Annotated in this window: 25 protein-coding genes; 20 read left to right on the top strand and 5 right to left on the bottom strand. The window is 60.4% G+C overall.

Translation table 11 applies throughout. The features are described 5' to 3' along the window. Positions 1-55: 55 nt before the first annotated feature. From acuI to ACR0LD_RS05150, 14 genes are all read left to right on the top strand, one after another. Complete coding sequence (gene acuI / locus ACR0LD_RS05215; RefSeq protein WP_480635837.1) at positions 56-1,051, top strand: acryloyl-CoA reductase; 996 nt, start codon at positions 56-58, stop codon at positions 1,049-1,051. A 183-nt stretch (positions 1,052-1,234) separates the two neighbouring features. After that, positions 1,235-1,798: a ribosome recycling factor gene (gene frr / locus ACR0LD_RS05210; RefSeq protein ID WP_170338696.1), complete on the top strand. Its 564-nt coding sequence runs from the start codon at positions 1,235-1,237 to the stop codon at positions 1,796-1,798. A 9-nt stretch (positions 1,799-1,807) separates the two neighbouring features. Beyond that, the gene (uppS, locus tag ACR0LD_RS05205) at positions 1,808-2,539 is read left to right on the top strand and encodes a polyprenyl diphosphate synthase (protein ID WP_170357748.1); all 732 of its coding nucleotides are present in this window, start codon (positions 1,808-1,810) and stop codon (positions 2,537-2,539) included. Continuing rightward, positions 2,536-3,318: a phosphatidate cytidylyltransferase gene (locus ACR0LD_RS05200; protein WP_170450045.1), complete on the top strand. Its 783-nt coding sequence runs from the start codon at positions 2,536-2,538 to the stop codon at positions 3,316-3,318. The genes uppS and ACR0LD_RS05200 overlap by 4 nt, the downstream gene beginning before the upstream one ends. Next, positions 3,318-4,490 (top strand): 1-deoxy-D-xylulose-5-phosphate reductoisomerase, encoded by a 1,173-nt coding sequence (gene dxr / locus ACR0LD_RS05195; RefSeq protein WP_480635834.1) that lies wholly within the window; start codon positions 3,318-3,320, stop codon positions 4,488-4,490. The genes ACR0LD_RS05200 and dxr overlap by 1 nt, the downstream gene beginning before the upstream one ends. A gap of 4 nt (positions 4,491-4,494) precedes the next feature. Then, the gene (gene rseP, locus ACR0LD_RS05190) at positions 4,495-5,847 is read left to right on the top strand and encodes an RIP metalloprotease RseP (RefSeq protein WP_480635832.1); all 1,353 of its coding nucleotides are present in this window, start codon (positions 4,495-4,497) and stop codon (positions 5,845-5,847) included. A 103-nt stretch (positions 5,848-5,950) separates the two neighbouring features. After that, the gene (locus ACR0LD_RS05185; protein WP_254920122.1) at positions 5,951-6,079 is read left to right on the top strand and encodes a hypothetical protein; all 129 of its coding nucleotides are present in this window, start codon (positions 5,951-5,953) and stop codon (positions 6,077-6,079) included. Positions 6,080-6,206: 127 nt separating this feature from the next. Next, complete coding sequence (gene bamA, locus ACR0LD_RS05180; RefSeq protein WP_170363502.1) at positions 6,207-8,567, top strand: outer membrane protein assembly factor BamA; 2,361 nt, start codon at positions 6,207-6,209, stop codon at positions 8,565-8,567. A gap of 5 nt (positions 8,568-8,572) precedes the next feature. Next, complete coding sequence (locus ACR0LD_RS05175) at positions 8,573-9,157, top strand: OmpH/Skp family outer membrane protein (protein ID WP_480635830.1); 585 nt, start codon at positions 8,573-8,575, stop codon at positions 9,155-9,157. 72 nt (positions 9,158-9,229) lie between these two features. Then, entirely contained in the window at positions 9,230-9,703 is a 474-nt protein-coding gene (fabZ, locus tag ACR0LD_RS05170) for a 3-hydroxyacyl-ACP dehydratase FabZ (protein WP_170339263.1), read from the top strand. Continuing rightward, the gene (gene lpxA, locus ACR0LD_RS05165) at positions 9,700-10,485 is read left to right on the top strand and encodes an acyl-ACP--UDP-N-acetylglucosamine O-acyltransferase (RefSeq protein WP_170339261.1); all 786 of its coding nucleotides are present in this window, start codon (positions 9,700-9,702) and stop codon (positions 10,483-10,485) included. Before fabZ ends, lpxA begins: the two co-directional genes overlap by 4 nt. Positions 10,486-10,489: 4 nt before the next feature. Then, positions 10,490-11,284 (top strand): LpxI family protein, encoded by a 795-nt coding sequence (locus ACR0LD_RS05160; RefSeq protein ID WP_170390048.1) that lies wholly within the window; start codon positions 10,490-10,492, stop codon positions 11,282-11,284. Beyond that, positions 11,284-12,441, top strand: a complete 1,158-nt coding sequence (lpxB, locus tag ACR0LD_RS05155; RefSeq protein WP_480635828.1) for a lipid-A-disaccharide synthase — start codon at positions 11,284-11,286, stop codon at positions 12,439-12,441. The genes ACR0LD_RS05160 and lpxB overlap by 1 nt, the downstream gene beginning before the upstream one ends. After that, positions 12,441-13,025, top strand: coding sequence for a hypothetical protein (locus ACR0LD_RS05150; protein WP_174820234.1), 585 nt, complete (start codon positions 12,441-12,443; stop codon positions 13,023-13,025). The genes lpxB and ACR0LD_RS05150 overlap by 1 nt, the downstream gene beginning before the upstream one ends. Here ACR0LD_RS05150 and mnmA read toward each other — a convergent pair. Further along, positions 13,019-14,164, bottom strand: coding sequence for a tRNA 2-thiouridine(34) synthase MnmA (mnmA, locus tag ACR0LD_RS05145; protein WP_480635825.1), 1,146 nt, complete (start codon positions 14,162-14,164; stop codon positions 13,019-13,021). The two genes, ACR0LD_RS05150 and mnmA, sit on opposite strands and share 7 nt — an antisense overlap. 130 nt (positions 14,165-14,294) lie before the next feature. Here mnmA and sciP point away from each other — a divergent pair, with 130 nt between their 5' ends. The 5 genes from sciP (at position 14,295) to ACR0LD_RS05120 (ending at position 19,958) form a co-directional block, all read left to right on the top strand. Next, the gene (sciP, locus tag ACR0LD_RS05140) at positions 14,295-14,588 is read left to right on the top strand and encodes a CtrA inhibitor SciP (RefSeq protein ID WP_170338674.1); all 294 of its coding nucleotides are present in this window, start codon (positions 14,295-14,297) and stop codon (positions 14,586-14,588) included. Between the two features lie 84 nt (positions 14,589-14,672). Further along, a complete protein-coding gene (gene ctrA, locus ACR0LD_RS05135) occupies positions 14,673-15,389 on the top strand; it encodes a response regulator transcription factor CtrA (protein WP_480635823.1) in 717 nt (238 codons plus the stop codon). Between the two features lie 122 nt (positions 15,390-15,511). Further along, positions 15,512-17,638: an NAD-dependent DNA ligase LigA gene (gene ligA / locus ACR0LD_RS05130; protein ID WP_480635822.1), complete on the top strand. Its 2,127-nt coding sequence runs from the start codon at positions 15,512-15,514 to the stop codon at positions 17,636-17,638. After that, positions 17,635-19,725 (top strand): ATP-dependent DNA helicase RecG, encoded by a 2,091-nt coding sequence (recG, locus tag ACR0LD_RS05125; protein ID WP_480635820.1) that lies wholly within the window; start codon positions 17,635-17,637, stop codon positions 19,723-19,725. Before ligA ends, recG begins: the two co-directional genes overlap by 4 nt. Before the next feature lie 110 nt (positions 19,726-19,835). Then, positions 19,836-19,958, top strand: coding sequence for a hypothetical protein (locus ACR0LD_RS05120; protein WP_261391793.1), 123 nt, complete (start codon positions 19,836-19,838; stop codon positions 19,956-19,958). 186 nt (positions 19,959-20,144) lie between these two features. Here the strand turns inward: ACR0LD_RS05120 and ACR0LD_RS05115 are convergent, their stop codons facing one another. Together ACR0LD_RS05115 and ACR0LD_RS05110 are read right to left on the bottom strand one after the other, a co-directional pair. Continuing rightward, entirely contained in the window at positions 20,145-20,783 is a 639-nt protein-coding gene (locus ACR0LD_RS05115) for a MarC family protein (protein WP_093962021.1), read from the bottom strand. Between the two features lie 58 nt (positions 20,784-20,841). Further along, complete coding sequence (locus ACR0LD_RS05110) at positions 20,842-21,294, bottom strand: iron-sulfur cluster assembly scaffold protein (RefSeq protein ID WP_480635818.1); 453 nt, start codon at positions 21,292-21,294, stop codon at positions 20,842-20,844. A 48-nt stretch (positions 21,295-21,342) separates the two neighbouring features. Between ACR0LD_RS05110 and hisI the strand changes: the two genes are divergently transcribed. Beyond that, entirely contained in the window at positions 21,343-21,732 is a 390-nt protein-coding gene (gene hisI, locus ACR0LD_RS05105) for a phosphoribosyl-AMP cyclohydrolase (RefSeq protein WP_170357778.1), read from the top strand. A gap of 15 nt (positions 21,733-21,747) precedes the next feature. Here the strand turns inward: hisI and gluQRS are convergent, their stop codons facing one another. After that, a complete protein-coding gene (gene gluQRS / locus ACR0LD_RS05100) occupies positions 21,748-22,626 on the bottom strand; it encodes a tRNA glutamyl-Q(34) synthetase GluQRS (protein WP_480635816.1) in 879 nt (292 codons plus the stop codon). Continuing rightward, entirely contained in the window at positions 22,623-23,237 is a 615-nt protein-coding gene (locus tag ACR0LD_RS05095) for a class I SAM-dependent DNA methyltransferase (RefSeq protein ID WP_170432707.1), read from the bottom strand. The genes gluQRS and ACR0LD_RS05095 overlap by 4 nt, the downstream gene beginning before the upstream one ends. Between the last annotated feature and the right edge of the window lie 24 nt (positions 23,238-23,261).

Here is a 23,261-nt window from a genome sequence, read left to right as displayed (position 1 = left end):
CATTTGGGCCAGATGAGAGATCGATCGGGCCACGGTCAATGAAAGGAATTGGAATATGTTCAACGCTTTGGTGATGGAAAAGGACGAGGAAAGCGGACTGGCCAGCCCGGTGATCAAGCAGATCTCGGAAGATGACTTGCCGCATGGTGAAGTACGTGTGGCCGTCGAGTTCTCGACCGTCAACTACAAGGATGGTTTGTGCATGTCGCCCAAGGGCGGCGGTCTGGTCCGAAATTACCCGCATGTGCCCGGGATCGACTATGCCGGAACTGTCGAAGAATCCTCAGACGACAGGTACAAGCCCGGCGACAAAGTGGTGTTGACCGGTTGGCGCGTGGGTGAGGCGCATTGGGGTGGATACGCCCAGAAGGCCAGCGCGCTGGCCGATTGGCTCGTCCCTCTGCCCGAGGGGTTGAGCACGCGCCGGGCCATGGCCGTGGGAACTGCCGGTTTTACCGCGATGCTGGCGGTGATGGTGCTGGAAGATCACGGTCTGACGCCCGACCGCGGGCCGGTTCTGGTAACCGGTGCAGCCGGGGGCGTCGGCTCGGTTGCCACGGCGATTTTGGCCAATCTGGGATACGAAGTTGCGGCAGTGACCGGGCGGCCTGAAACCGAAGGCTATCTGAAGGCGCTTGGTGCGACGTCGATCGTGCCGCGTGACGAATTGAACGAAACCACCAAACGTCCGCTGGAAAGCGAAACCTGGGCTGGCTGCGTTGATGCCGTCGGGGGCGCAATGCTGGCGCGCGTTCTGGGTCAGATGAAGTATGGCGCCTCAGTGGCAGCGGTCGGTCTGGCCGGTGGCGCGGGCTTGCCGGCGACCGTCATTCCGTTCCTGCTGCGCGGAGTCAACCTGTTGGGTATCGACAGCGTGATGCAGCCGTTCGACAACCGACTGCGGGCCTGGCAGCGGGTGGCTTCGGATCTGCCGATGGACAAGCTGGAAGCGATGATTCAGCCGGCCACTCTGAATGATCTTCCGAAGCTGGGTGCCGACATCCTCAACGGTCAGGTCAAGGGACGCGTGGTCGTTGACCTGAACGCCTGAGCCTTGGTTTTTTCTGTTCCAGACCGGCCCGCCACAGGGCCGGTCTTTTTTGTCCGGGGGATCGGGTTTTTCGCGGAAACAACTCTGGTCATTGCCACATTTCCCGACCATGATTGCTATACATCCCAGGTGCGATGGCGTAAGAGCCATTCCAACATCACCTGAAGACGGGGAGTGAGCAGCATGTCTGACGATTTTGAACTGGACACCGATGATTTGAAACGCCGCATGGATGGCGCGATGGCCAACCTCAGAACCGAATTCGCGTCGCTGCGCACCGGGCGTGCGTCGGCTTCGATGCTCGAGCCGGTTATGGTGGATGCGTATGGGTCGATGACACCGATTAACCAGGTCGGCACTGTAAACGTTCCCGAGCCGCGCATGGTCACCGTGAATGTTTGGGACAAGTCTTTGGTCGGCAAAGTGGAAAAGGCGATCCGGGAAAGCGGACTGGGCATCAACCCGCAGCTGAACGGAACGATCATCATGCTGCCGATCCCCGAGCTGAACGAAGAGCGCCGCCGCGAGCTGGGCAAAGTGGCCGGGCAATACGCCGAACACGCCCGCGTTGCCATTCGCAACGTGCGCCGCGATGGCATGGATCAGATCAAAAAAGCCAAGGCCGACGGCCTGTCGGAAGACGATCAGAAGTTCTGGGAAACCGAGGTACAGGAACTGACCGACCAGATGATCAAGGCCGTGGATGCGGCCCTTGAGGCCAAGCAGGCCGAAATCATGCAGGTTTGAGCGCAAGCCATGCCCGCTGATCCCCAAAACGAGCCCCCCTGTGGACCGCGTCACGTGGCCATCATCATGGATGGCAACGGTAGGTGGGCCCAGGCGCGCGGCCGGCCACGGCTGTACGGGCATCACGCCGGTGCCCGTCGGGTGCGCGAAGTGGTCGAAGCCTGCCCGGGGCTGGGGATCAAGTACCTGACGATTTTTGCCTTCTCGACGGAAAACTGGAAACGGACCCAGGTCGAGGTTGCCGGTTTGATGAGCCTGTTCAAGCGCTACATCATCAAGGAAACCCGAACCCTGGCCCAAAACGGTATCCGTGTCCGATTCATCGGCGACAGGGTGCGGCTGGATGCCAAACTGATCGAGTTGATGGACACGCTGGAGCGCGAGACGTCCGACAATGACCTTGTCCACCTGACCGTCGCTCTCAACTATGGTGGTCGGGACGAAGTGGCCCGGGCAACCAAGCGGCTGGCGCGGGACGTTGCCGCAGGCAACCTGCGGCCAGAAGATGTCGACGAGGAAACGCTGCCCAGATATCTGGACACGCGCGTCCTGCCTGACCCCGATCTGGTCATTCGCACCAGCGGCGAGGCGCGAATATCGAATTTCCTTCTCTGGCAATCCGCTTACTCGGAATACGAATTCATCGACACGCTCTGGCCCGACTTCACCGCGGCCGAGCTGGAACGGCTGTGCAAGAGCTTCGGGTCGCGCGAACGCCGGTTCGGAGCAGTTCCGGCATGACGGACGGCCGATGGTCCGACCTCACCACCCGGGTCTTGTCTGCCCTGGTACTGGTCGCTATTGGAGCGGTCGAGGTTTGGCTGGGCGGACTATGGTTCGAGACATTTGTTGCCGCAGCGTGCGGTCTGATGACCTGGGAACTGGTTCGCATGATCGATTCCGATCGGATGGGCGTCGCGGTTCAGTTGGGAATCCTGACCGGCGTTGCCGTCATGCTCAGCTATCATGTTCCGCCGCTCTACAAACTGCCCTTTCTGATCGCGCCCGCACTGGTCGGGGCAGGGCAGGTCTCGCACTCACGCGGGATCTACGTGCTGTTTGCCATATGGATTGCCTGTGCGGGTTACGGGTTTATCCAGATCCGCGAGACGATGGGGTTTGGCTGGATGGTCTGGTTGATCCTGGTCGTCGTTGCCACGGACGTAGCTGGGTACTTCGTGGGAAAGACGTTCGGTGGCCCGAAGTTCTGGCCGCGGGTCAGCCCCAAGAAAACCTGGTCGGGCACGGCGGGCGGCTGGGTGGCAGCCGCGCTGGTGGGCGCAGCCGTTGCCGCGTATGCCGGGTTTGGCTATCGGTTTGTTTTGGTTTCGGTCCTGGCCTCGATGGCCAGCCAGGCCGGTGATATCGTGGAAAGCGCCGTCAAGCGGCGGTTCGGGGTCAAAGACAGCTCGAACCTGGTGCCAGGACATGGCGGTTTTCTGGATCGATTTGACGGCATGATGGGTGCATCGCTGATGGTTCTGATCGCGTCGCTGGTCTATTCGCCCGGGGAAATCTGATGCGAAAGGTTTCGATATTCGGCGCGACCGGATCGATTGGCCAGAATACGATCGATCTGATTGCTCGGGCCCCGGAGGATTACAAGGTGGTCGCCGTCACCGGCGGGGCGAATGTCCGGCAGTTGGCGCAGGACGCCCGCCGGCTGGGCGCTGAAGTGGCAGTAACCGCCTTTGACCAGCATCTGGATGATCTTCGTGATGCATTGTCCGGCACAGGGATCGAGGCTGCCGCGGGCGCAACCGCGCTGATCGAAGCGGCCGCTCACCCGGCAGACTGGGTCATGTCCGCCATTGTTGGCTCGGCCGGTTTGGCGCCGGGGCTTGAGGCGTTGAAGCAGGGCGCGACCCTGGCCTTGGCAAACAAGGAAACGCTGGTGTGTGCCGGCCCGCTTGTTCTGGAAACTGCGGAACGCCATGGCGCGCGTCTGCTGCCTGTCGACAGCGAGCATTCGGCGGTCTTTCAGGCGCTTGTGGGTGAAGACATGGATGCGGTCGAGCGCATCATCATCACTGCCAGCGGCGGCGCCTTTCGCGACTGGCCGGTCGAGAAGCTGGCCGGCGCTACGGTCGAGCAAGCTTCGAGTCACCCCAATTGGGACATGGGGCAGCGGATAACGATCGACAGCGCCTCGATGTTCAACAAGGCGCTGGAAGTAATAGAGACCAAAGAGTTTTTCGGGATCAGCCCTGACAGGATCGAGGTTGTGGTTCACCCGGAATCCATCGTGCATGCTCTGGTCGGATTTCGCGATGGCGCAGTGATGGCGCATTTGGGCGCGCCTGATATGCGGCATGCGATCGGCTATGCACTGCATTGGCCCGAAAGGCGCGACCTGCCGGTGCCGCGCCTGGACCTGGCCAAGCTGGGTCAGCTGCGTTTTCGTGATCCGGACCCGGCGCGTTACCCGGCCCTGCGGCTGGCTCGCGAGGTCATGGAACGCGGTGGCCTGTCAGGCGCGATCTTCAACGCCGCCAAGGAGCGTGCGTTGGATCATTTCATCGGTCAACGCATCGGCTTTCTGGACATGACCGACGCCGTGGCCGCCGTTCTGGACCGTTTCGACGATGCAGGCGGCCTTATTGATGCCCCTTTGACCCTTGATAACGTCCTGAAAACGGACCATCTGGCACGTCAATGGGTGGACGACGCCGTACTACGAAGAGCAGGATAGAATTTTGGACATACTCTCGCTGATCCCGCAATTTGGTGGGCTGGTCTATACGATTGCCGCATTCGTCGTGGCGCTGTCCGTCATCGTGGCGGTGCATGAATACGGGCATTACATCGTTGGCCGCTGGTCCGGGATCCATGCCGAGGTGTTCTCGTTGGGGTTTGGTCCGGTGCTATGGAGCCGAATGGACAAACGCGGCACCAAATGGCAGATCGCTCTGCTGCCTTTTGGCGGCTACGTGAAATTCCTGGGCGATGCCAATGCGGCCTCGGGCAAGGACACTGAGACGATGGCCGAAATCACCACGCAAAGCCCCGAAGAATTGCGTCGGACGATGCATGGCGCACCGCTTTGGGCGCGGACTGCCACGGTTGCAGCCGGGCCGGTCTTCAATTTCGTTCTGTCGATCCTTGTCTTCGGTTTGATCTTCTGGTCGCAAGGCGTGACCCGCGAGCCACTGACGGTCGGATCGCTGAAACCTCTGCCGGGCACCGTGCAGGAGCTTCAGGAGGGGGACGAAATCGTTGCGATCGCCGGCATTCCCACGCCTGATTTCGATCAGGAGGGGGCTTGGACCGAGTTTACCGAGGCGCTGCCGGTGCAGCCGGTTCTCGAATACACTGTCATCCGCGACGGCCAGACTCTCGACGTGTCGGCACCGTGGCTATTCCCGCCCTTGATCCAGCAAGTCGCCCCGCGCAGTGCTGCGATGGATATCCAGTTGCAGGCGGGCGACGTCATCACCTCGGTTGATGGCGACCCGATTTTTGCCTTCGAACAGCTCAAGGAAAAGGTCGAAGGCTCGGACGGAAAGGTGCTTCTGCTGGACGTCTGGCGCGACGGCGCCGAGTTGGAATTTGCACTGGCGCCGCGTCGCACGGATGAACCGCAGGCGGACGGCGGCTTCAAAACCGAATGGCGGATTGGAATCGTCGGCGGCATGATGCTGGTCCCGGCGACCGAACCTGCGGGTCTAGTCGACTCGCTGCATGGCGGTGTCATCCAGACCGGCCGCATCATCGAGGGGTCGCTGTCCGGTATTTGGCACATGGTCACCGGTGCGATCAGCACCTGCAACATGTCCGGACCCATTGGTATCGCGGAAACCTCAGGCGCGATGGCGAGCCAAGGGGCGCAGAGCTTCATCTTCTTCATCGCGGTTCTGTCCACTGCTGTAGGCTTGCTGAACCTGTTCCCAATCCCGGCATTGGACGGGGGCCACCTTGTTTTCTATGCCTATGAAGCCGTCGCAGGGAAACCGCCCAGCGACCGAGCTTTGCAACTGTTGATGGCGGTGGGGATCACGTTAATTCTCAGCCTCATGATCTTCTCGGTAAGCAACGACCTGTTCTGCTGATTGTGGCGGCATTGACGCGTTACGGTCGCAAAATTGCCTCAATTCAAACCTAGTTTGTTTGGTGTAATTTTGCCGAGACGTGCAATCAAGCGGGCTGTAACCAATGACCAAGGCATTGCGAAATTCCTATCGGGGCTTCAGCTTCCTGTTTGTATTGAACTGGGACGCGTTGCTGAGCTTTGGGCTGACCGCTTTGGCACTGGCAGGCGCCGCATATCTGGCCGGTATGTGATTCCCCATACCCAGCTGAACGACTCGAGCGCGACCGATCCGGTCGCGTTTTTCGTTTGTGCTTTTGACAAGGCCCACCAGAGCGGCTACTCAACTTCTAAAGTCCGAAATTCTAGGTAGAGACAAAAATGGCTTACAGGAGAGGCGCGGGCACATCCTGCGGTACTGCGCAACCGCACGGCAACATTTTGTGGCGGGCACTAACGATTTTTTTCCTCTTTGCGGCAATGAGTTTTACGGCGGTACCGCAAGCCGCCCAGGCCCAGACCTACACGATTTCGTCGTTCGATGTTCAGGGCAACCGTCGCATTGAGACGTCCACCATCATCGCCCGGACAGGAATCACACCCGGTCAGACAGTCACTGCGGGCCAGTTGAATGACGCCTACCAGCGTTTGCTTGACAGTGGTGTTTTTGAGACAGTCGAATTGACCCCGCGCGGGAACACTCTGGTGATCGAGGTCGCCGAGTATCCGACGATCAACAAGATCAGCATCGAGGGCAATCGCCGCGTAAAGGATGACGTGTTGATCCAGGCAATCTCGTCGCAGCCTCGCCGGGTGTTCACCCCGCAGGTCGCGGAGTCCGACGCTGACAAGATCGCCGAAATCTACTCGGCGCAAGGGCGTGTGTCGGCCACTGTCATTCCGCGGATCATCCGCCGCAGCGACAACCGGGTGGATCTGGTTTTTGAAGTCGCCGAAGGCACCACGATTGAGATCGAGCGCGTCAGCTTTGTTGGAAACCGTGCATATTCCGACCGTCGTCTGCGCCGTGTCCTTGAATCCAAGCAGGCCAACATCCTGCGTACCTTCCTGCGCGGTGACACGTTCATTGCCGACCGCATCGAATTCGACAAACAGGTTCTGCGTGATTTCTACCTGTCGCGCGGCTATGTCGATTTTCGGATCAACAGCGCCAATGTCGAGTTCACGCGTGAGCGCGACGCCTTCTATCTGGTGATGAACATCACCGAAGGTCAGAAATTCTCGTTCGGCAACATCTCGACGGTCAGCGAAATCCCGGGCGTTGATGCGGCCGAGTATCAGAAGGCCCTCAAGATCAAACCTGGTGTTACGTATTCGCCAACTCTGATTGAGAATTCGATCGCTCGGCAGGAGCGTCTTGGCCTGAAGCAGGGCGTCGACTTTCTGCGCGTTGAGCCGCGCGTGACCCGCAACGACCGTGACCTGACGCTGGACGTTCAGTTCGTGCTGACCAGAGGCCCGCGCATTTTCGTCGAACGGATCGACATCGAGGGCAACACGACCACTCTGGACCGGGTCATCCGGCGCCAGTTCGACACGGTCGAGGGTGACCCCTTCAACCCGCGCGAAATCCGGCAGAGTGCCGAACGTATCCGGGCCTTGGGTTTCTTCTCGGTCGCGGATGTGGAAACTCGCGAAGGGTCCAGCCCCAGCCAGGTGATCGTGGACGTGGATGTCCAGGAGCAGCCGACCGGTTCGCTGGCGTTGGGCGGCAGCTACTCGGTTTCCGACGGTTTCGGGATCGCCATCCGGCTTGAGGAACGGAACTTCCTCGGGCGCGGACAGGAATTTGGCCTGACGCTGTCGACTGCGCAGGACTCTGAGCAGTACGTCATCAACTTTGCCGAACCGTACCTGTTGGGCCGGAAACTGCGTTTCGATCTGGGCTTTGGCCTTTCAAGGACCAATTCCAGCTTTGCCAGCTATGACACCAAGAGCGTGTTCATCAATCCGCAGCTCAGCTATGCGATTGGCGAACTGTCCTCGTTGCGGCTGCGTTACAACTGGAACAAGTCCGAGATGTCGCAGCAGGATGACGAGGTCAACGGGGCAGTCATCGCGTCGGAAATCGCGCAAGGCAAGCGTTCGACAAGCTCGCTGGGGCTGGCCTATGTCTATGACAGCCGGCTGGGCGGCCTGAACCCGAATGCAGGTGTTCTGTTCGAGGTCGGCGTGGACGCGGCTGGCCTTGGTGGCGACAACAAGTACTTCAAGACCTCGACCCGGGCGATTGCCCAGACAAAGGTTCTGAACGAGGAAATGACGCTGCGTGCGTCCTTCGAGGCCGGCGCGCTCCATTGGCAAGGTGACGACTTCAGTCGGGCAATTGACCGTTATGTTCTGGGTCCGACAACGTTCCGCGGCTTCGAGCCGGCCGGTATCGGCCCTCGTGACCTGTCGAACGGGCAGGATGATGCGATCGGCGGCAACTACTACTGGGTCGCCCGGTTCGAGTCGGACTTCCCATTGGGGCTGCCCGAGGAACTGGGGCTGCGCGGCGGTGTCTTCTATGACATCGGCAACCTGTACAACATCAACAATGTTGATACGACGGGTGCCAATATCGTCGGCGCAGACGGGTCGATCCGTCAGGTCATCGGCGTCTCGCTGCTGTGGGATACGCCGTTCGGTCCGCTGCGGTTCAACTTCTCGCAGGCCGTGAAGAAGGAAGACTTCGACAAAGAGCAGAACTTCGACTTTACCATTCAGGCACGGTTCTGACGTCCATGGTTAAAGCAATATCGAAGTTTGCACAGGGCCCGTCACGGGCCCTGTGTGTTTTGATCTTCCTGGTGGTGTCGTTCCCAGTGGCCGCCCAGCAGTTGGGTGTACCGCAATCCGGCGTGCTGACCATCTCCAGCGACCGAATATTTACCGAGTCCGCATTCGGGCGACGGGTTTTTGATGAGATCGAAGCAGAAAGTGCTGCGCTGGCCGCTGAAAATGAACGCATCGTTGCCGAGCTGAGCCGCGAGGAAAAAGAGCTGACGCAAAAGCGCGAAGTCCTGAGCCCCGAGGAGTTCCGCCCGCTTGCAGAAGCCTTCGACCGAAAGGTCCAGTCTCACCGCGAGGGGCAACGCGCGAAACTAGATGCTCTGGCCCACCGCAGTGACGAGGCGCGCAACCAGTTCTTTGAGATGGCGCAGCCCGTGCTCGTCGACCTGCTGCGTGAAACAGGCGCATCGCTGATCATCGAACGATCCAACGTATTTCTCAGCTCGGACGCCTCGGATGTTACGGCCATCGCCATCCGCAAGATCGACGCGGCCATCGGCGACGGATCGCAGCTGGAAGAGGGCGACAAGCCATAGCGTGGCTTGCCCTTGGGTACGGGTATTGCTAACCACGCGTGAACGAGACCTCGAGAACAGGACATCCTGAAAATGACCACGGAAACCAAGAGCGCCGACATTCAGCTGATCCAGCGGATCCTGCCGCATCGCTATCCGTTCCTGCTGGTTGACAAGGTGGAAGAGATTGACGGCTATCAGTCGGCGGTTGGTATCAAGAACGTCACCATGAACGAGCCACATTTCCAGGGCCATTTCCCCGGAACGCCGATCATGCCCGGCGTGACCATCGTCGAAGCGATGGCGCAAACCGCAGGTGTTATGCTGGGCGTCGGCATGGATGTCATCGACAGCGAGCTGCTGATCTATTTCATGAATATCGACAAGTGCAAATTCCGCCGCAAAGTGGTGCCGGGTGACGTGCTGAAAATGCATGTCGAAACCGTGCGCGGCAAGAAGGGCGGCAAGATCTTCAAGTTCAGCGGCCGTGCGACCGTGGACGGTGAAGTGGCGGCCGAGGCCGAGTTCTCGGCCTATGTCGATTGGGATATGGAAAAAACAGCATGAGCCGAATTCATCCCAGCGCGATCATCGAAGACGGCGCTCAGATCGGCCAGGACTGCGTAATCGGCCCGTTCTGCCATGTGGGGCCACAGGTGCGTTTGGGCGACCGCGTCGAATTGAAGTCGCATGTGGTTGTCACAGGGGAGACCTCGATCGGTGACGACTGCGTCATCTTCAACTTTTCGGTGATTGGTGAAATCCCGCAGGACCTCAAGTTCGGGGGCGAAAACACGCGGCTGGAAATTGGCAAGCGAAACCGCATCCGGGAACACGTTACGGTCAATACCGGCACCGAGGGTGGCGGCGGTGTGACCCGCATCGGCGATGACTGCCTGCTGATGGCCGGGGTCCATGTGGCCCATGACGTGCAGATCGGCAACCGGGTGATCATGGTGAACCATTCCGGCGCCGCCGGCCACTGCATCATCGAGGATGACGTGATCATCGGCGGCATTTCCGGTTTGCATCAATGGGTGCGCGTGGGCCGCGGCGCCATCATCGGTGCGCTGACCATGGTGCCCAACGATGTCATCCCTTACGGCCTGGTTCAGGCCTCGCGCGGCGAATTGGAGGGGCTGAACCTTGTCGGCCTGAAACGCCGTGGCGTTTCCCGCGCGGACATTTCGGCCCTGCGTGCGGCCTTTCGCGAACTGTCGGAAGGCGAGGGCACCTTCATGGACCGCGCCAAGCGTCTGGGCGACAGCACAGACAGCGACTATGTGCGTCAGATCGTGGAATTCGTGACGGGCGAAAGCGATCGTTCGTTCCTGACACCAAGGAAATAGGATCATGCTGGCTCTGATCGCGGGAACAGGGGTTTTGCCGGACGAACTGGTTGCGCACCTGCCGGAACGCCCCTTGGTTTGCGCGATGGAGGGATTTCAGCCCGACACTCTGACGCCAGACGTGACCTTCCCGCTCGAGCAGTTGGGCAGCTTTGTCGCCGAGCTCAAAGCGCGCGGAGTCACAGATGTATGCCTCGCAGGTGCGGTCCGCAGGCCAGACATAAACCCCGCCCGGATTGACGCGCAGACCATGCCCTTGGTTCCGATCATCCAGCAGGCGCTGGTGTCGGGTGACGACGGAGCCCTACGGGCGGTGATCGGCATTTTGGAGGGCGCCGGACTGCGCGTGCGGGCCGCACACGAGATCGCTCCGGACCTGTTGCCTCCTCTCGGGTGTCTGACTCAGGCACAGCCGACCGAGGCGGAGCTGGGCGATGCAAACCGGGCCGTGGGTGTCCTGCGGGCCATGGGCGCAGCAGATATCGGACAGGCTTGCGTTGTTCACAAAAGCCAAGTTCTGGTTGTCGAAGGGGCCTTCGGCACGACCTGGATGCTGCAATCTCTGGCCGCTCGCCCTGATGCGGGCGGTGGTATTCTGTTCAAGGGCCCCAAGCCGGGCCAAGACCGACGTGCCGATCTGCCTGCCATCGGCCCCGACACCGTATCCAGCGCCGTTGCGGCCGGTTTGTCCGGCATCGTCATCGAAAAGGGTGGGGTGATCGTGTTGGACCGGCCCCAAGTGATCGCGGAATGCGACCGCCTGGGCCTGTTCCTGCACGTACATGAGCGGGCCGTCTGATGCGCGTTTTTCTGGTCGCCGGTGAACCGTCGGGCGACCGTCTGGGCGGTGCGCTGATGGAGGGGTTGAAGACCCTTGTTCCGGATATCGAATTCGACGGGGTTGGCGGGCCGCTGATGCAGGCTCAGGGTCTGGTCAGCCGCTTCCCGATGTCCGAGCTCAGCGTGATGGGCCTGGTCGAGGTTCTGCCCAAGTTCTTTCACCTCAAACGTCGCATCGCCGAAACGGCGCAGGCCGTTCTTGATACCCAGCCCGACGTTCTGATTACCATCGACAGCCCCGACTTTTCGCTGCGCGTGGCCAAGCAGGTCAAGGCGCGCAGCAATATACGCACCGTGCACTACGTCGCGCCCAGCGTCTGGGCCTGGCGCCCCAAGAGGGCGGACAAAATGGCCAAAGTCATCGACCATGTTCTGGCCCTGCTGCCGTTCGAGCCACCCTATATGGAAAACGCCGGAATGGAGTGCGATTTCGTGGGCCACCCGGTGGCCAGCGAGCCGGTTGCAAACGACGCGCAGATCGCGCAGTTCCGCGCAGATCACGGTCTTGGCGACGCGCCGATCCTGCTGGCCTTGCCCGGCTCGCGCCGGGGCGAGGTCGATCGGCTGGCGCCGGTATTCGGAGCGGCGCTTGACCTGTACCTGAAAGACCGCCCCGACATGCGGGTGGTGGTTCCGGCGGTCGCGCATGTGGCCGATACCGTAGCTGCCCATGTCCGGTCCTGGCCGGGTCAGCCGGTCGTGGTGGACCCGCGCAACATCGACACGGATCACGCGGTTGCCAGCAAGCGTGCGGCCTTTGCCGCCGCCGAGATCGCCCTGGCCGCGTCCGGCACGGTCTCATTGGAGCTGGCGGCCCAGTCCACGCCGATGGTGATTGCCTACAAGCTGACCTGGCTGACCCAGAAGATCGCCGAGCGCATGGTCAAGCTGGATACGGTCACGCTGGTCAACCTGGTGTCCGAAACCCGGACAGTGCCGGAATGCCTGCTGGATGACTGCACGCCTGAAGCCATTTCCGCCGCGCTTGTCTCCGTGTCGGCCGCGCCGGACGCGCAGGAACAGGCTATGGCCATCACGATGGAACGTCTCGGCCGCGGTGGCGAAGCGCCCGGTCTTCGGGCCGCGCGCGCGGTGTTGGAGCGGATGACGCCGTGATGCTGGACTATGTGGTCTTTGCGGCCTCGGCCTTCATGGCGCAGGTGCTGACCAATCTCGACAACCTCATGGCGCTGGTCGCCCTGATGATCGTCACCGGTCCGCAACGCGCGGTTCTGGGGTTCCTGCTGGCACAGGGGCTTGTGATCGGCGCGGCTTTCCTGCTGGCGCTGGGGGTCGAAGATGTTGTGCCGCACTGGGCGGGCTACCTCGGCGCCATCCCTCTGGCCTTGGGGCTTTTCGGGGCCGCTCGACAGCTTCGCGGAACAAATGCGCAGGACGCGCCCGCAGTGCCGGGCAGCGCCTCGGCGCTTGTGACAATGTTGTTGTTCACAAGCCTTTCGATGGACACGTTTGCGGTCCTCGCCCCCTTGCTGGCGGACTCGACCCCCGATTTCCGGCTGGCAGGTGTGCTTGGGGCAGGACTAGCAGCGCTCTCCCTTGCGATCGTGGGGCTGATCGGCGGGCGCGCCCAGATCATGACGGGGCGCCTGGCGCAACGGCTGGAGTACCTCGTGCCTTATGTCATGGTCTGCGCCGGGCTTTATATCCTCAGCAATTCGTGGACCGACGCGGTTCAGTAACCGCGCCAGATCCAGCCGCCGCCGAAGATGCGGCTGCCCTCGGTTTCATAGAACACGCAGGCCTGCCCGGGCGAGACACCTTCTTCGGGCGTCAGCAACTCGACCTCGGCGGTGGTGTCGGTCAGCGGACGGATGATCGCCTCGCGCGGGGGGCGGGTCGAGCGGACCTTGACCGAAACATGCCATTCTTTCTGCGAGGTGAAGGGCTCATCGCCCAGCCAGTTGATCTCGCGCACGGGGATGGTGCGGGTGGCCAACAGTTCCTTGGGGCCGACGACGACCTGTTTGCGGTCCACGTCCAGTTTGACGACATAGAGCGGCTCGCTGAGCCCGCCGATGCCCAGACCGCGCCGCTGGCCGATCGTGTAGTGGATCACGCCCTCATGCTGGCCCAGAACACGGCCATCGGCGTTAACGATTTCGCCCGGTTCGGCCGCGCCGGGGCGCAGTTTCTCGATCACGCTGGCATAGTTGCCGTTGGGCACGAAGCAGATGTCCTGGCTGTCGGGCTTATCGGCTACGCTCAGCCCGTATTGCGCGGCCATCTCGCGGGTCGCGTCCTTGGACGGCAGATGCCCCAGCGGGAAGCGCAGGAACTTCAACTGCTCGGGCGTGGTTGAGAACAGGAAATAGGACTGGTCGCGGTTGGCATCCTCGGCGCAGTGCAATTCGGGGCCATTGGGACCCATTTTGCGCTGGATGTAATGGCCGGTCGCCATGCAGTCGGCCTCGAGATCCTTGGCGGTTTCCAACAAGTCCTTGAACTTGACGCGCTCGTTGCAGCGGATGCAGGGCACCGGAGTCGCGCCGGCCAGATAGCTGTCGGCGAACTCGTCGATCACGGCGTCCTTGAAGATGTTTTCATAATCCAGAACGTAGTGTGGAAAACCGCGCTCCTCGGCCACGCGACGGGCGTCGTGGATGTCGATCCCGGCACAGCACGCACCCTTCTTGGCCAGCGCCGCCCCGTGGTCATACAGCTGCAGGGTTACGCCAACAACGTCATAACCCAGATCCGCCAGATACGCCGCCACGACCGAGCTGTCGACACCGCCCGACATGGCGACGACCACCCGCGTTTCCGACGGGGGTTTGGCAAAGCCAAGCGAGTTCAGAGGGGTCTCGGTGTCGAGGGCCATGGGCTGTTCCAGTCCGGGTTAAGAAAGACCGGCAGAATATAGGAAAATTCTACGCACTCTCAAGAGGCGGTTTCACGCCGCATTAAGTAGACTGCCGTCAGCTTTGTGGCACCAGAAAAAGGGTCGAAAGATGTATTTGCACAAAGTTGAGGGACCAAGGTCAGTTACCCTGCCGGATGGGTCTGTTTTGTCCCGAGCGGATTTGCCGCCTGCGGATACGAAACGCTGGGTCGCATCAAGAAAGGCCATTGTCGTTCGAGGCGTGCTTTACGGATTGATCTCCTTGTCGGACGCCAAGAAACGATACGGCCTGAGTGACGAAGAGTTCAACACATGGGTGTCTGCGGTCGCCGAACACGGAATCGAGGCCTTGAAAGTGACGGCGCTAAAAAAATATAGACAACCTAAAGGCGAAAGCGAATAAATGATTCAACGGTAACGTCAGATTAACCATTTGTGATCAGGGTTAACCCGAACTGGAATAGTTGAGCTGAATTGGAGCAGTGCAATGCGAATTCTTCTTGTCGAGGATGATCCGACCACGTCAAAAAGCATCGAGCTGATGCTGACGCATGCCAACCTGAACGTGTATGCGACGGACCTGGGCGAAGAAGGCATAGATCTGGCCAAGCTGTATGACTACGATCTGATCCTGCTTGACCTGAACCTGCCGGACATGAACGGACATGAAGTCCTGCGTCAGTTGCGCATTGCAAGGGTTGAAACGCCGATCCTGATCCTGTCCGGAGCCGACGACACCGAAAGCAAGATCAAGGGCTTCGGTTTCGGGGCCGACGACTACCTGACCAAACCGTTCCACCGCGAGGAGTTGGTGGCGCGGATCCATGCGATCATCCGCCGATCCAAAGGTCATTCGCAATCGACTATCCGAACCGGACGAATCGCGGTCAATCTGGATGCCAAGACGGTCGAGGTCGACAATCAGGCGGTGCATCTGACCGGCAAGGAATACCAGATGCTGGAGCTTCTGAGCCTGCGCAAGGGCACGACCCTGACCAAGGAGATGTTCCTCAACCACCTTTACGGCGGCATGGACGAGCCGGAACTCAAGATCATCGACGTTTTCATCTGCAAGCTGCGCAAAAAGCTCAGCAACGCCACGGGCGGCGAGAACTACATCGAAACGGTGTGGGGCCGAGGATATGTATTGCGCGACCCCCAGACGGACACGGTGGAAAACACTCGCTTGGCCGTCGGCGCCTGAAAATCTGACCCATCTGCCACCGCGGTCCAGGGTGGCACTCGCACTCACGGCTCAGCACATCTGGACCTGACCATGACCTCGCCCTATCACTGGGGTCCAAGACGATGTGACAGGGCGAGGCCATGAGCAATTTGATTGCAGTAGAAGATCTGACCGAGGATCAGGCTCGAGAGGAGTTGGCACGTCTTGCGGAACTCCTGCAGCGGGCCAACGACCTTTATCACGGTCAGGACGCGCCCGAGATCTCGGATGCCGAATACGATGCCCTGAAACTACGGAATCTCGAAATCGAGTCGCGGTTTCCGCAGCTAAAGCGCACCGACAGCCCCAGCGATCAGGTTGGTGCGCGGCCGGTGGACGGTTTCGGCAAAGTGATCCATGCGGTCCGCATGATGTCGCTTGGCAACGCATTCGACGATGAGGATGTAGCAGACTTCGTTCGGTCCGTTCGAAACTATCTTGGGCTGAGCGAAGAGGCGCCCCTCGAATTCACGGCCGAACCAAAGATCGACGGTTTGTCGCTGTCTCTGCGTTATGTGGACGGCGAACTGGTGCAGGCGGCAACACGGGGCGATGGGGAAGTTGGCGAAAACGTCACGGCCAATGCGTTGACCTTTTCAGATATCCCTCAAAAGATCGCCGACGCGCCCGGGATCCTGGAGGTTCGCGGCGAAGTCTATATGTCTCATGACGATTTCGAGAAGCTGAATGCCAAGCAGGCAGAGGCGGGGGCGAAGTTGTTTGCGAATCCGAGAAATGCGGCCGCCGGTTCGCTACGCCAGCTTGACCCAGAAGTTACGCGCGCAAGGCCCCTGCGGTTCTTCGCCTATGCCTGGGGCGAACTGTCCGAGCCGTTGGGAACCACCCAGTCATCTGCGTTGGATCGATTGAAGTCCTTTGGCTTTTCCACCAACGACCTGACTACCGTTTGCAGCTCGACCGCGCAAATGCTGGAGCACTACCGCGCAATCGAAGAGCAGCGCTCTACGCTTGGCTATGACATCGACGGCGTCGTCTACAAAGTGAACGATTTGTCGTTGCAGGCCCGTCTTGGGTTTCGCTCGACCACACCAAGATGGGCGATCGCTCATAAATTTCCTGCCGAACTCGCCTGGACCCGGCTTGAGGCGATTGACATTCAAGTTGGCCGCACCGGCGCGCTTAGCCCGGTTGCGCGGCTGCACCCGGTGACGGTTGGCGGTGTGGTCGTGTCCAATGCAACCTTGCACAACGAAGACTACATCGCCGGTCGGGATTCGAAAGGCGAACAGATCCGCGACGGCAAAGATATACGTGTTGGCGATTGGGTGCAGGTGTACCGCGCCGGCGATGTGATCCCAAAAATAGCCGACGTCGACCTGAGCAAAAGGCCGGAACAAGCTGTCCCGTTTGAGTTTCCGACGAAATGTCCGGAATGCGGCAGCGACGCGATCCGCGAGGAAGGCGACTCGGTGCGCCGCTGTACCGGAGGGGTGATCTGCCCGGCGCAAGCGGTCGAGAAACTGAAGCACTTCGTTTCCCGCAAGGCGTTTGACATCGATGGGTTGGGGGCCAAGCAGATCGAAATGTTCTACAACGACCCGGATCTGCCGATCCGTACGCCGGCAGACATTTTCACATTGCAAAAGCGGGACGCTGCAAATCTGAACAAGCTGGCCAACCGAAAAGGCTGGGGCAGTCAGAGCGCCGCAAAACTCTTTGCCGCGATCGAGGAAAAGCGGACAATACCGCTGGGCCGCCTTCTGTTTGCGCTGGGTATTCGACACCTTGGTGAAGCCGCCTCGAACCTGATCGCCAATCACTACGGCACGTGGGACGCGTTCGAGCAGGCTGTCACGGCTGCCAGCCAATTCAGCGGACCCGAATGGGATGAACTGCTGAATATCGACGGCGTCGGTGAAGTCATGGCCCGGACCCTGGTTTCGACATTTGCTCAGGACGCAGAGCGCCAAAGCATCGATGCGCTGGTCGCCCAACTGAACGTACAAGAGGCCAAACGGCCGGATACATCGGGCAGCCCAGTCGCGGGAAAAACGGTTGTCTTTACGGGTACGCTCGAAAAAATGACCCGGGCCGAAGCAAAGGCCCGCGCGGAAGCCTTGGGGGCCAAAGTGGCTGGCTCAGTCAGCGCAAAAACGGACTATCTGGTGGCCGGCCCCGGCGCAGGTTCCAAGGCCAAGAAGGCGGCAGAGCTGGGGATCGAAACCTTGGATGAAGACAGCTGGCTGCAGTTGATCGGGGACGCATGAGCGGCCGTCCAGAGCAACTGTTCCCGCTTTTTGCAGGGCTCGAGACGCTGGATGGTATCGGTCCCAAGACCGCACGCCTGCTGGCGCAGACCGGGCTGGAAACGCCACGCGATCTGCTGTTTGCATTGCCATATGCAGTGGTTGACCGGCGGCGGCGTGATACGATCCGGGGCGTCGATCTGCCGAAAACACTCACGGTGGAAGTCACCGTCGGCGCCCACCGCCCGCCGCACAACAGGGGCGGAGCCTATCGGATTTTCGTGCAGGACAGTCAGACCGATTTCCAGCTGGTCTTCTTTCACGCCCGGGCCGACTACCTGAAAAAGGTCCTGCCTGAGGGGGCGAGACGGGTGGTGTCCGGCAAGCTCGAACTGTTTGACGGTACAGCGCAAATGGTTCACCCGGACCACATTCTGCCGGTCGAACAGGCGAACAGCATCCCCGAGTTTGAACCGGTCTATCACCTTACCCAAGGTGTCACCCAAAAGACGGCCTACAAGGCGGCGCAAAGCGCGCTGGCACGCCTGCCAGATTTGGCGGAATGGGCGGATCCTGCACAGGTTGCCCGCCAGAGCTGGCCGACCTGGGCCGATGCAGTCCGGGCGGCTCACACACCGCAAGGTGCCGATGACGTGGCAGCGTTTGCTCCCGCGCGCGAACGTCTGGCCTATGACGAACTGTTCGCCCATCAACTGACTCTGGCTCTGGCCCGACTGCGAGAACGCAAAACTCCTGGAACCGTAAGTGTCGCGACCGGGGCGTTGCAGACCCGTGTACTGGATGCGCTTCCGTACAAACCCACTGGGGCGCAGTTGCGTGCCATACGCGAGATAACCGAGGACATGGGTGCTCCGACCCGAATGAACCGCCTGCTGCAGGGGGACGTCGGATCCGGCAAGACACTGGTTGCGTTCATGGCGCTTCTGGTTGCGGTAGAGGCCGGTGCTCAGGGTGTCATGATGGCTCCGACCGAGATCCTCGCGCGCCAGCATCTGGAGGGCCTTCGCCCCCTGGCTGAGGACGCCGGCGTGGTTCTCGAAATCCTGACGGGACGGGACAAGGGGTCCGAGCGCAAGGCGAAGCTGGCCGCGCTCAAGGCGGGTGACATCCAAATTCTGGTGGGCACTCACGCGGTTTTCCAGAACGATGTGGCATTCCATGACTTGCGTCTGGCGATTGTCGACGAACAGCACAGGTTCGGTGTCCGCCAGCGGATGGAGCTCTCTGAGAAGGGACAGGGGGCCGATGTTCTGGTCATGACAGCCACACCGATCCCACGCAGCCTTGCGCTTGCACAATATGGGGATATGGACGTCTCGGTCCTGGATGAGAAACCGCCGGGACGCAAACCGGTCAAAACTGCGATTGTCAGCACGTCGCGCATGGAGGAGGTGGTCGATCATCTGCGCCGCGCGATCGAAGACGGAAAGCAGTGTTATTGGGTCTGTCCGCTGGTCGACGAATCCGAGGTCTCCGACCTCACCGCGGCCGAGGAACGGTTCAAACACTTGCGGGCCCAGCTGGGTGACGGAATCGTCGGCCTTGTGCACGGACAGATGCCCCCGGCCGAGAAAGATGCGGCAATGGCCGCCTTTCAGGACGGGCGGACCAAGGTTTTGGTTGCGACGACGGTCATTGAGGTGGGAGTAAACGTCCCCAACGCCACGATCATGGTCATTGAGCGGGCGGAAATCTTCGGGCTGGCCCAGTTGCACCAGCTACGCGGTCGGGTCGGACGCGGGCATGACGCGTCAACCTGTCTGTTGATGTATCAAGCGCCGCTCAGCGAAGGAGGCCGAAGACGGCTGGAAGTTCTGCGGGAAACCGAAGATGGATTCAGAATTGCCGAAACGGACCTCGAGATGCGCGGGGCAGGGGACCTGATCGGGACCGCTCAATCCGGTCTTCCCCGGTTCCAGATTGCCGACCTAGAACGGCAGGCTGGACTTATGGCTGTTGCACAATCTGACGCGCGTGCGCTGCTGGCTTCGGACCCGAAATTGACCTCGGAAAGAGGTCAGGCCGCGCGTGTTCTTCTTTGGTTGATGAAACAGGATCAGGCCATCCGTTTGATTTCAGTGGGTTAGCGGGTTGCGCGCAAAAAGTTCACAAATGTTCTCATAAAGTTCTTTACTGATCCCCGGAAATATGAGAACAAAAGGTCAACAAAGGATTAATCCCCGACCGGAGGTGAAACATGCTGACCCAGATCAAAAGCGCTTTCAGCCGTTCGCAAGCCACGCTTTTGCAGGATGCAGCCGGCGTAGCTTCGCTGGTTGTCATGCTGATGGTGGCGCTTCACGTGCCCGTCGGGTTCTAAGCCTTTCTGCCTGCGATCTCGTGCCGATCAACCCGCGTATGTCATCCCCATTTCAGTCAAGGGTGACCTGCCTGTCCCAAACCCCTTGAAGGGGCCGTGCCTCGGCCCCACGCGGTAATCCGGACCCCACGCGAGAAACGCATTGACTGCCGCCGCCCTTTCCGCCCGGAAGGAGCGGCGGTTTTTTTACAGTTGACCGGTTTTGAAGATCTCAAGCAGGGCTGACAGGACCGAGTTGACGGCCACCGAGGCCAGGATCATTCCCATGACCCGGCTGATGATTGCCGCCCCCGAATGACCGATCAGCCGGATGATTGGCTCGGCCAGCAACATCAACACAAAGGCGCAGGCCAGCACGGACAGCATGACCAGCGCAGTAATGCCCTGATCCGCCACGCTGTAGCGGTGGTTGTCCGTCAGAATGACGATGGCCAGCATAGCACCGGGTGAGGCCAATGACGGGACCGCCAAGGGGAAGATCGCCGGGTTGTGCCTGTGCAGCTTGTCTTCCATGTCTTCTTCGGCCTGGCGCTGTTCGATTTCCTGTTTGCTTTCACCAAAAATCATCGTCAGCGCGAACAGGAACAGGATGATCCCGCCGGCGACCTGAAACGAGTTGAGGCCGATATCCAGCGCCTCGATCAGCAATTGTCCAAAGACCAGAAAGAACAGAAGGATGCCGGCACTGATCAGTGCGGCCAGCAGGGCAGTGCGCCGGCGCGCGGCGGCTTCGATACCCGCAGTGACGGCAATGAAAACCGGGATGGTTCCGATCGGGTCGATGACGACCCACAAGGTTACAAAATGTTCCAGAAGGTTGTTCAATTGGCTTCTCCGTCAAATTGGTCAGGAGGTTAGCCGCCTTCGATTCAAAAGACCATGTTCAGGCGCAGTTGGATTGTTCGGCCTTCTCGAAAGCCTCGGCGGTCGCGTCCAGCGCAAGCATGATCGACGCGTGCCGGTTCTTGTAATCGCGGGCGGGCCGCAGAACTTCCAGTTCGTCAAACGGCGCATCCGGGGTGGGGCCGTCACTCTTCAGCATGGCCGCCAACTGGTCGCGCGCGGTTTCGATTTGGGGGCGGGTTGCTCCGATGACCGATGCACCGACCACTGCCGCTGCGGCCTGACCCAGTGCGCAGGCTTTCACGTCCTGGCCAAACTCGGCGATCCTTCCGTCCCGTACTTTGATGTCCACGGCAACCGTCGAGCCGCACAAGGGCGACCGTTTCTTGACGGTCGCATCCGGATCTTCCAACCGCTGCAGGTGCGGAATGTCGGCCGCCAGCGCCAGAATGCGCCCGGAGTAGAGCTTGATCAGGTCGGTTTCGCCGGACATGGGTTTCCCTCGGTGGATGTTCCCCATACATAGTGGCCATGTTCTGGGATGCAAAAGGTTTTTGCGATGTCGCGCTCTGCTACGTTCGACCCGTCGACGCTCAAGTTCAATGAGGCTGGGTTGGTCCCGGCCATCGCGCAAGAGGAGAGCACCGGCGAGGTTCTCATGATGGCTTGGATGAACGCCGAGGCGATCCGAAAGACGCTGGAAACTGGGCGCGTCACCTATTGGTCGCGCTCGCGCCAGTCCTTCTGGGTCAAGGGAGAAAGCTCGGGCCACGTGCAAGAGTTGGTGGATTTTCGCGTCGATTGCGATCGGGATTGCCTGTTGGTTCTGGTGCGACAAAGCGGCCCCGCTTGCCACACAAACCGCCGAAGCTGCTTCTACACCGCCGTCCGGGACGGGGAAGAGGTCGAATTGATGTCGCCGATGGCCTGAGGGCGCCTAGCGGGCCTAAAGACCGACCATTGCGCGGACGTCTTCGGGCGTCGCTCCTTCGGCCCGGTATTTCGCAATCGCCCTGGCGTCGTCTCGCTTGGCCAGCCGTTTTCCCGTTTCGTCCCGGATCAGTCGGTGATGGTGATAGATTGGCGTCTCCAACCCCAACAAGCGCTGCAGCACCACGTGAATCCCGGTTGCGTCAAACAGATCCTGACCGCGAACCACATGTGAGATGTTCTGGGCCGCATCATCCAGAACGACTGACAGGTGATAAGACGTGCCCATACCCCGTCGGGCGAGGACAACATCGCCGACGCCGTGCAGCATCTGTTCGTCCGACAATTCTATCCAGCCAGTCGCGCCATCCGGACCGGACCCGGTTTCGTGAAACCTCAACCCGGTGGCGTCCTTCGCGATCCGGCACAGCGCTTCGGACATATTGAGGCGCAGGGCCACATCCTCCGGGATCGCGGACTGCACCTGATATGTCCATTTTTCACGGCATGTTCCGGGATATATGACGCCGTCAGGTCCGTGCAGAGGATACCCTTCCTGCGGCGCACTGGCGGCGGCCGCGATATCCTTGCGATTGCAGGTGCACGGATATAGCAGCCCTTGGGACCACAGCCGGTTCAAGGCCCGCCGATAGAGCGGCATACGATCGGATTGCCGCAACACAGGGCGAGGCCACGTCAAACCCAACCACGTCAGATCGTCATAGATCTGATCCTCCCAATGCCGACGCGCCCGGGACTGATCGATATCCTCGATCCGCAGCAGGAACGTGCCGGAGTTTCGGGCAGCGAGGCCATACGCCAGCAATGCAGAATACGCATGACCAAGATGCAATGGCCCGGTTGGAGATGGGGCAAATCTTGTGGTGAATTTCACGTCTTTTCAACGATATATACGTCGGATTTCAAGTCCAGCCCTGGCAAGTGCGGTCCGTGTTCGCGAAACAGAAGGCGCGCCGCTCCCATGTCCAGCCATTCGTTCAGGCGCCCGGTATAGCCGGGATCATCCAATGTATGGTCGTTGAACGAAAACGCCAGCAGGCCACCTTTGGGCAAGACTTTCATAAGCATGTCGAATGTCTGGGGCGGCGCGGCGCCGGCGCCGATCACTCCGATCGCGGCGATTGCCTTGTATGCCCCCGTCTCCAACGGGTTGGGATCGGTGATGTCGATGGCAGCAAGGTTGCGGTAGACGCCCTTGGCAGCAGCACCTTTCAGCATCTCGGGTGTCGGATCGACGCCGTCGATTGCCCGGTATCCGACCTTGTGCAAGGCGACACCGGACAACCCGGTCCCGCAGCCATAGTCAAGGATAGGTGTGTCCGGTTGCGGCAACTTGGACCACAACGCCTCGGCCACGCGGCCCGGCGTGGCATACCCGTGCTCGGCCACCTCATCTTCGTAAGAGGCCGCCCATTTCTGGTAATGCGCCTGGGTTTCCTGCGGCGTGTTCAGATCATATGTGTTTTTGAGGAACTTCTCGCTCATGCCGTCAGTTTAGGCGCGTGGCCC

The sequence above is a fragment of the Ruegeria sp. BF8 genome, from assembly GCF_056538625.1.
The sequence above is the reverse complement of the archived record's forward strand: the minus strand, read 5'-3'. Positions and strand labels throughout refer to the sequence as shown.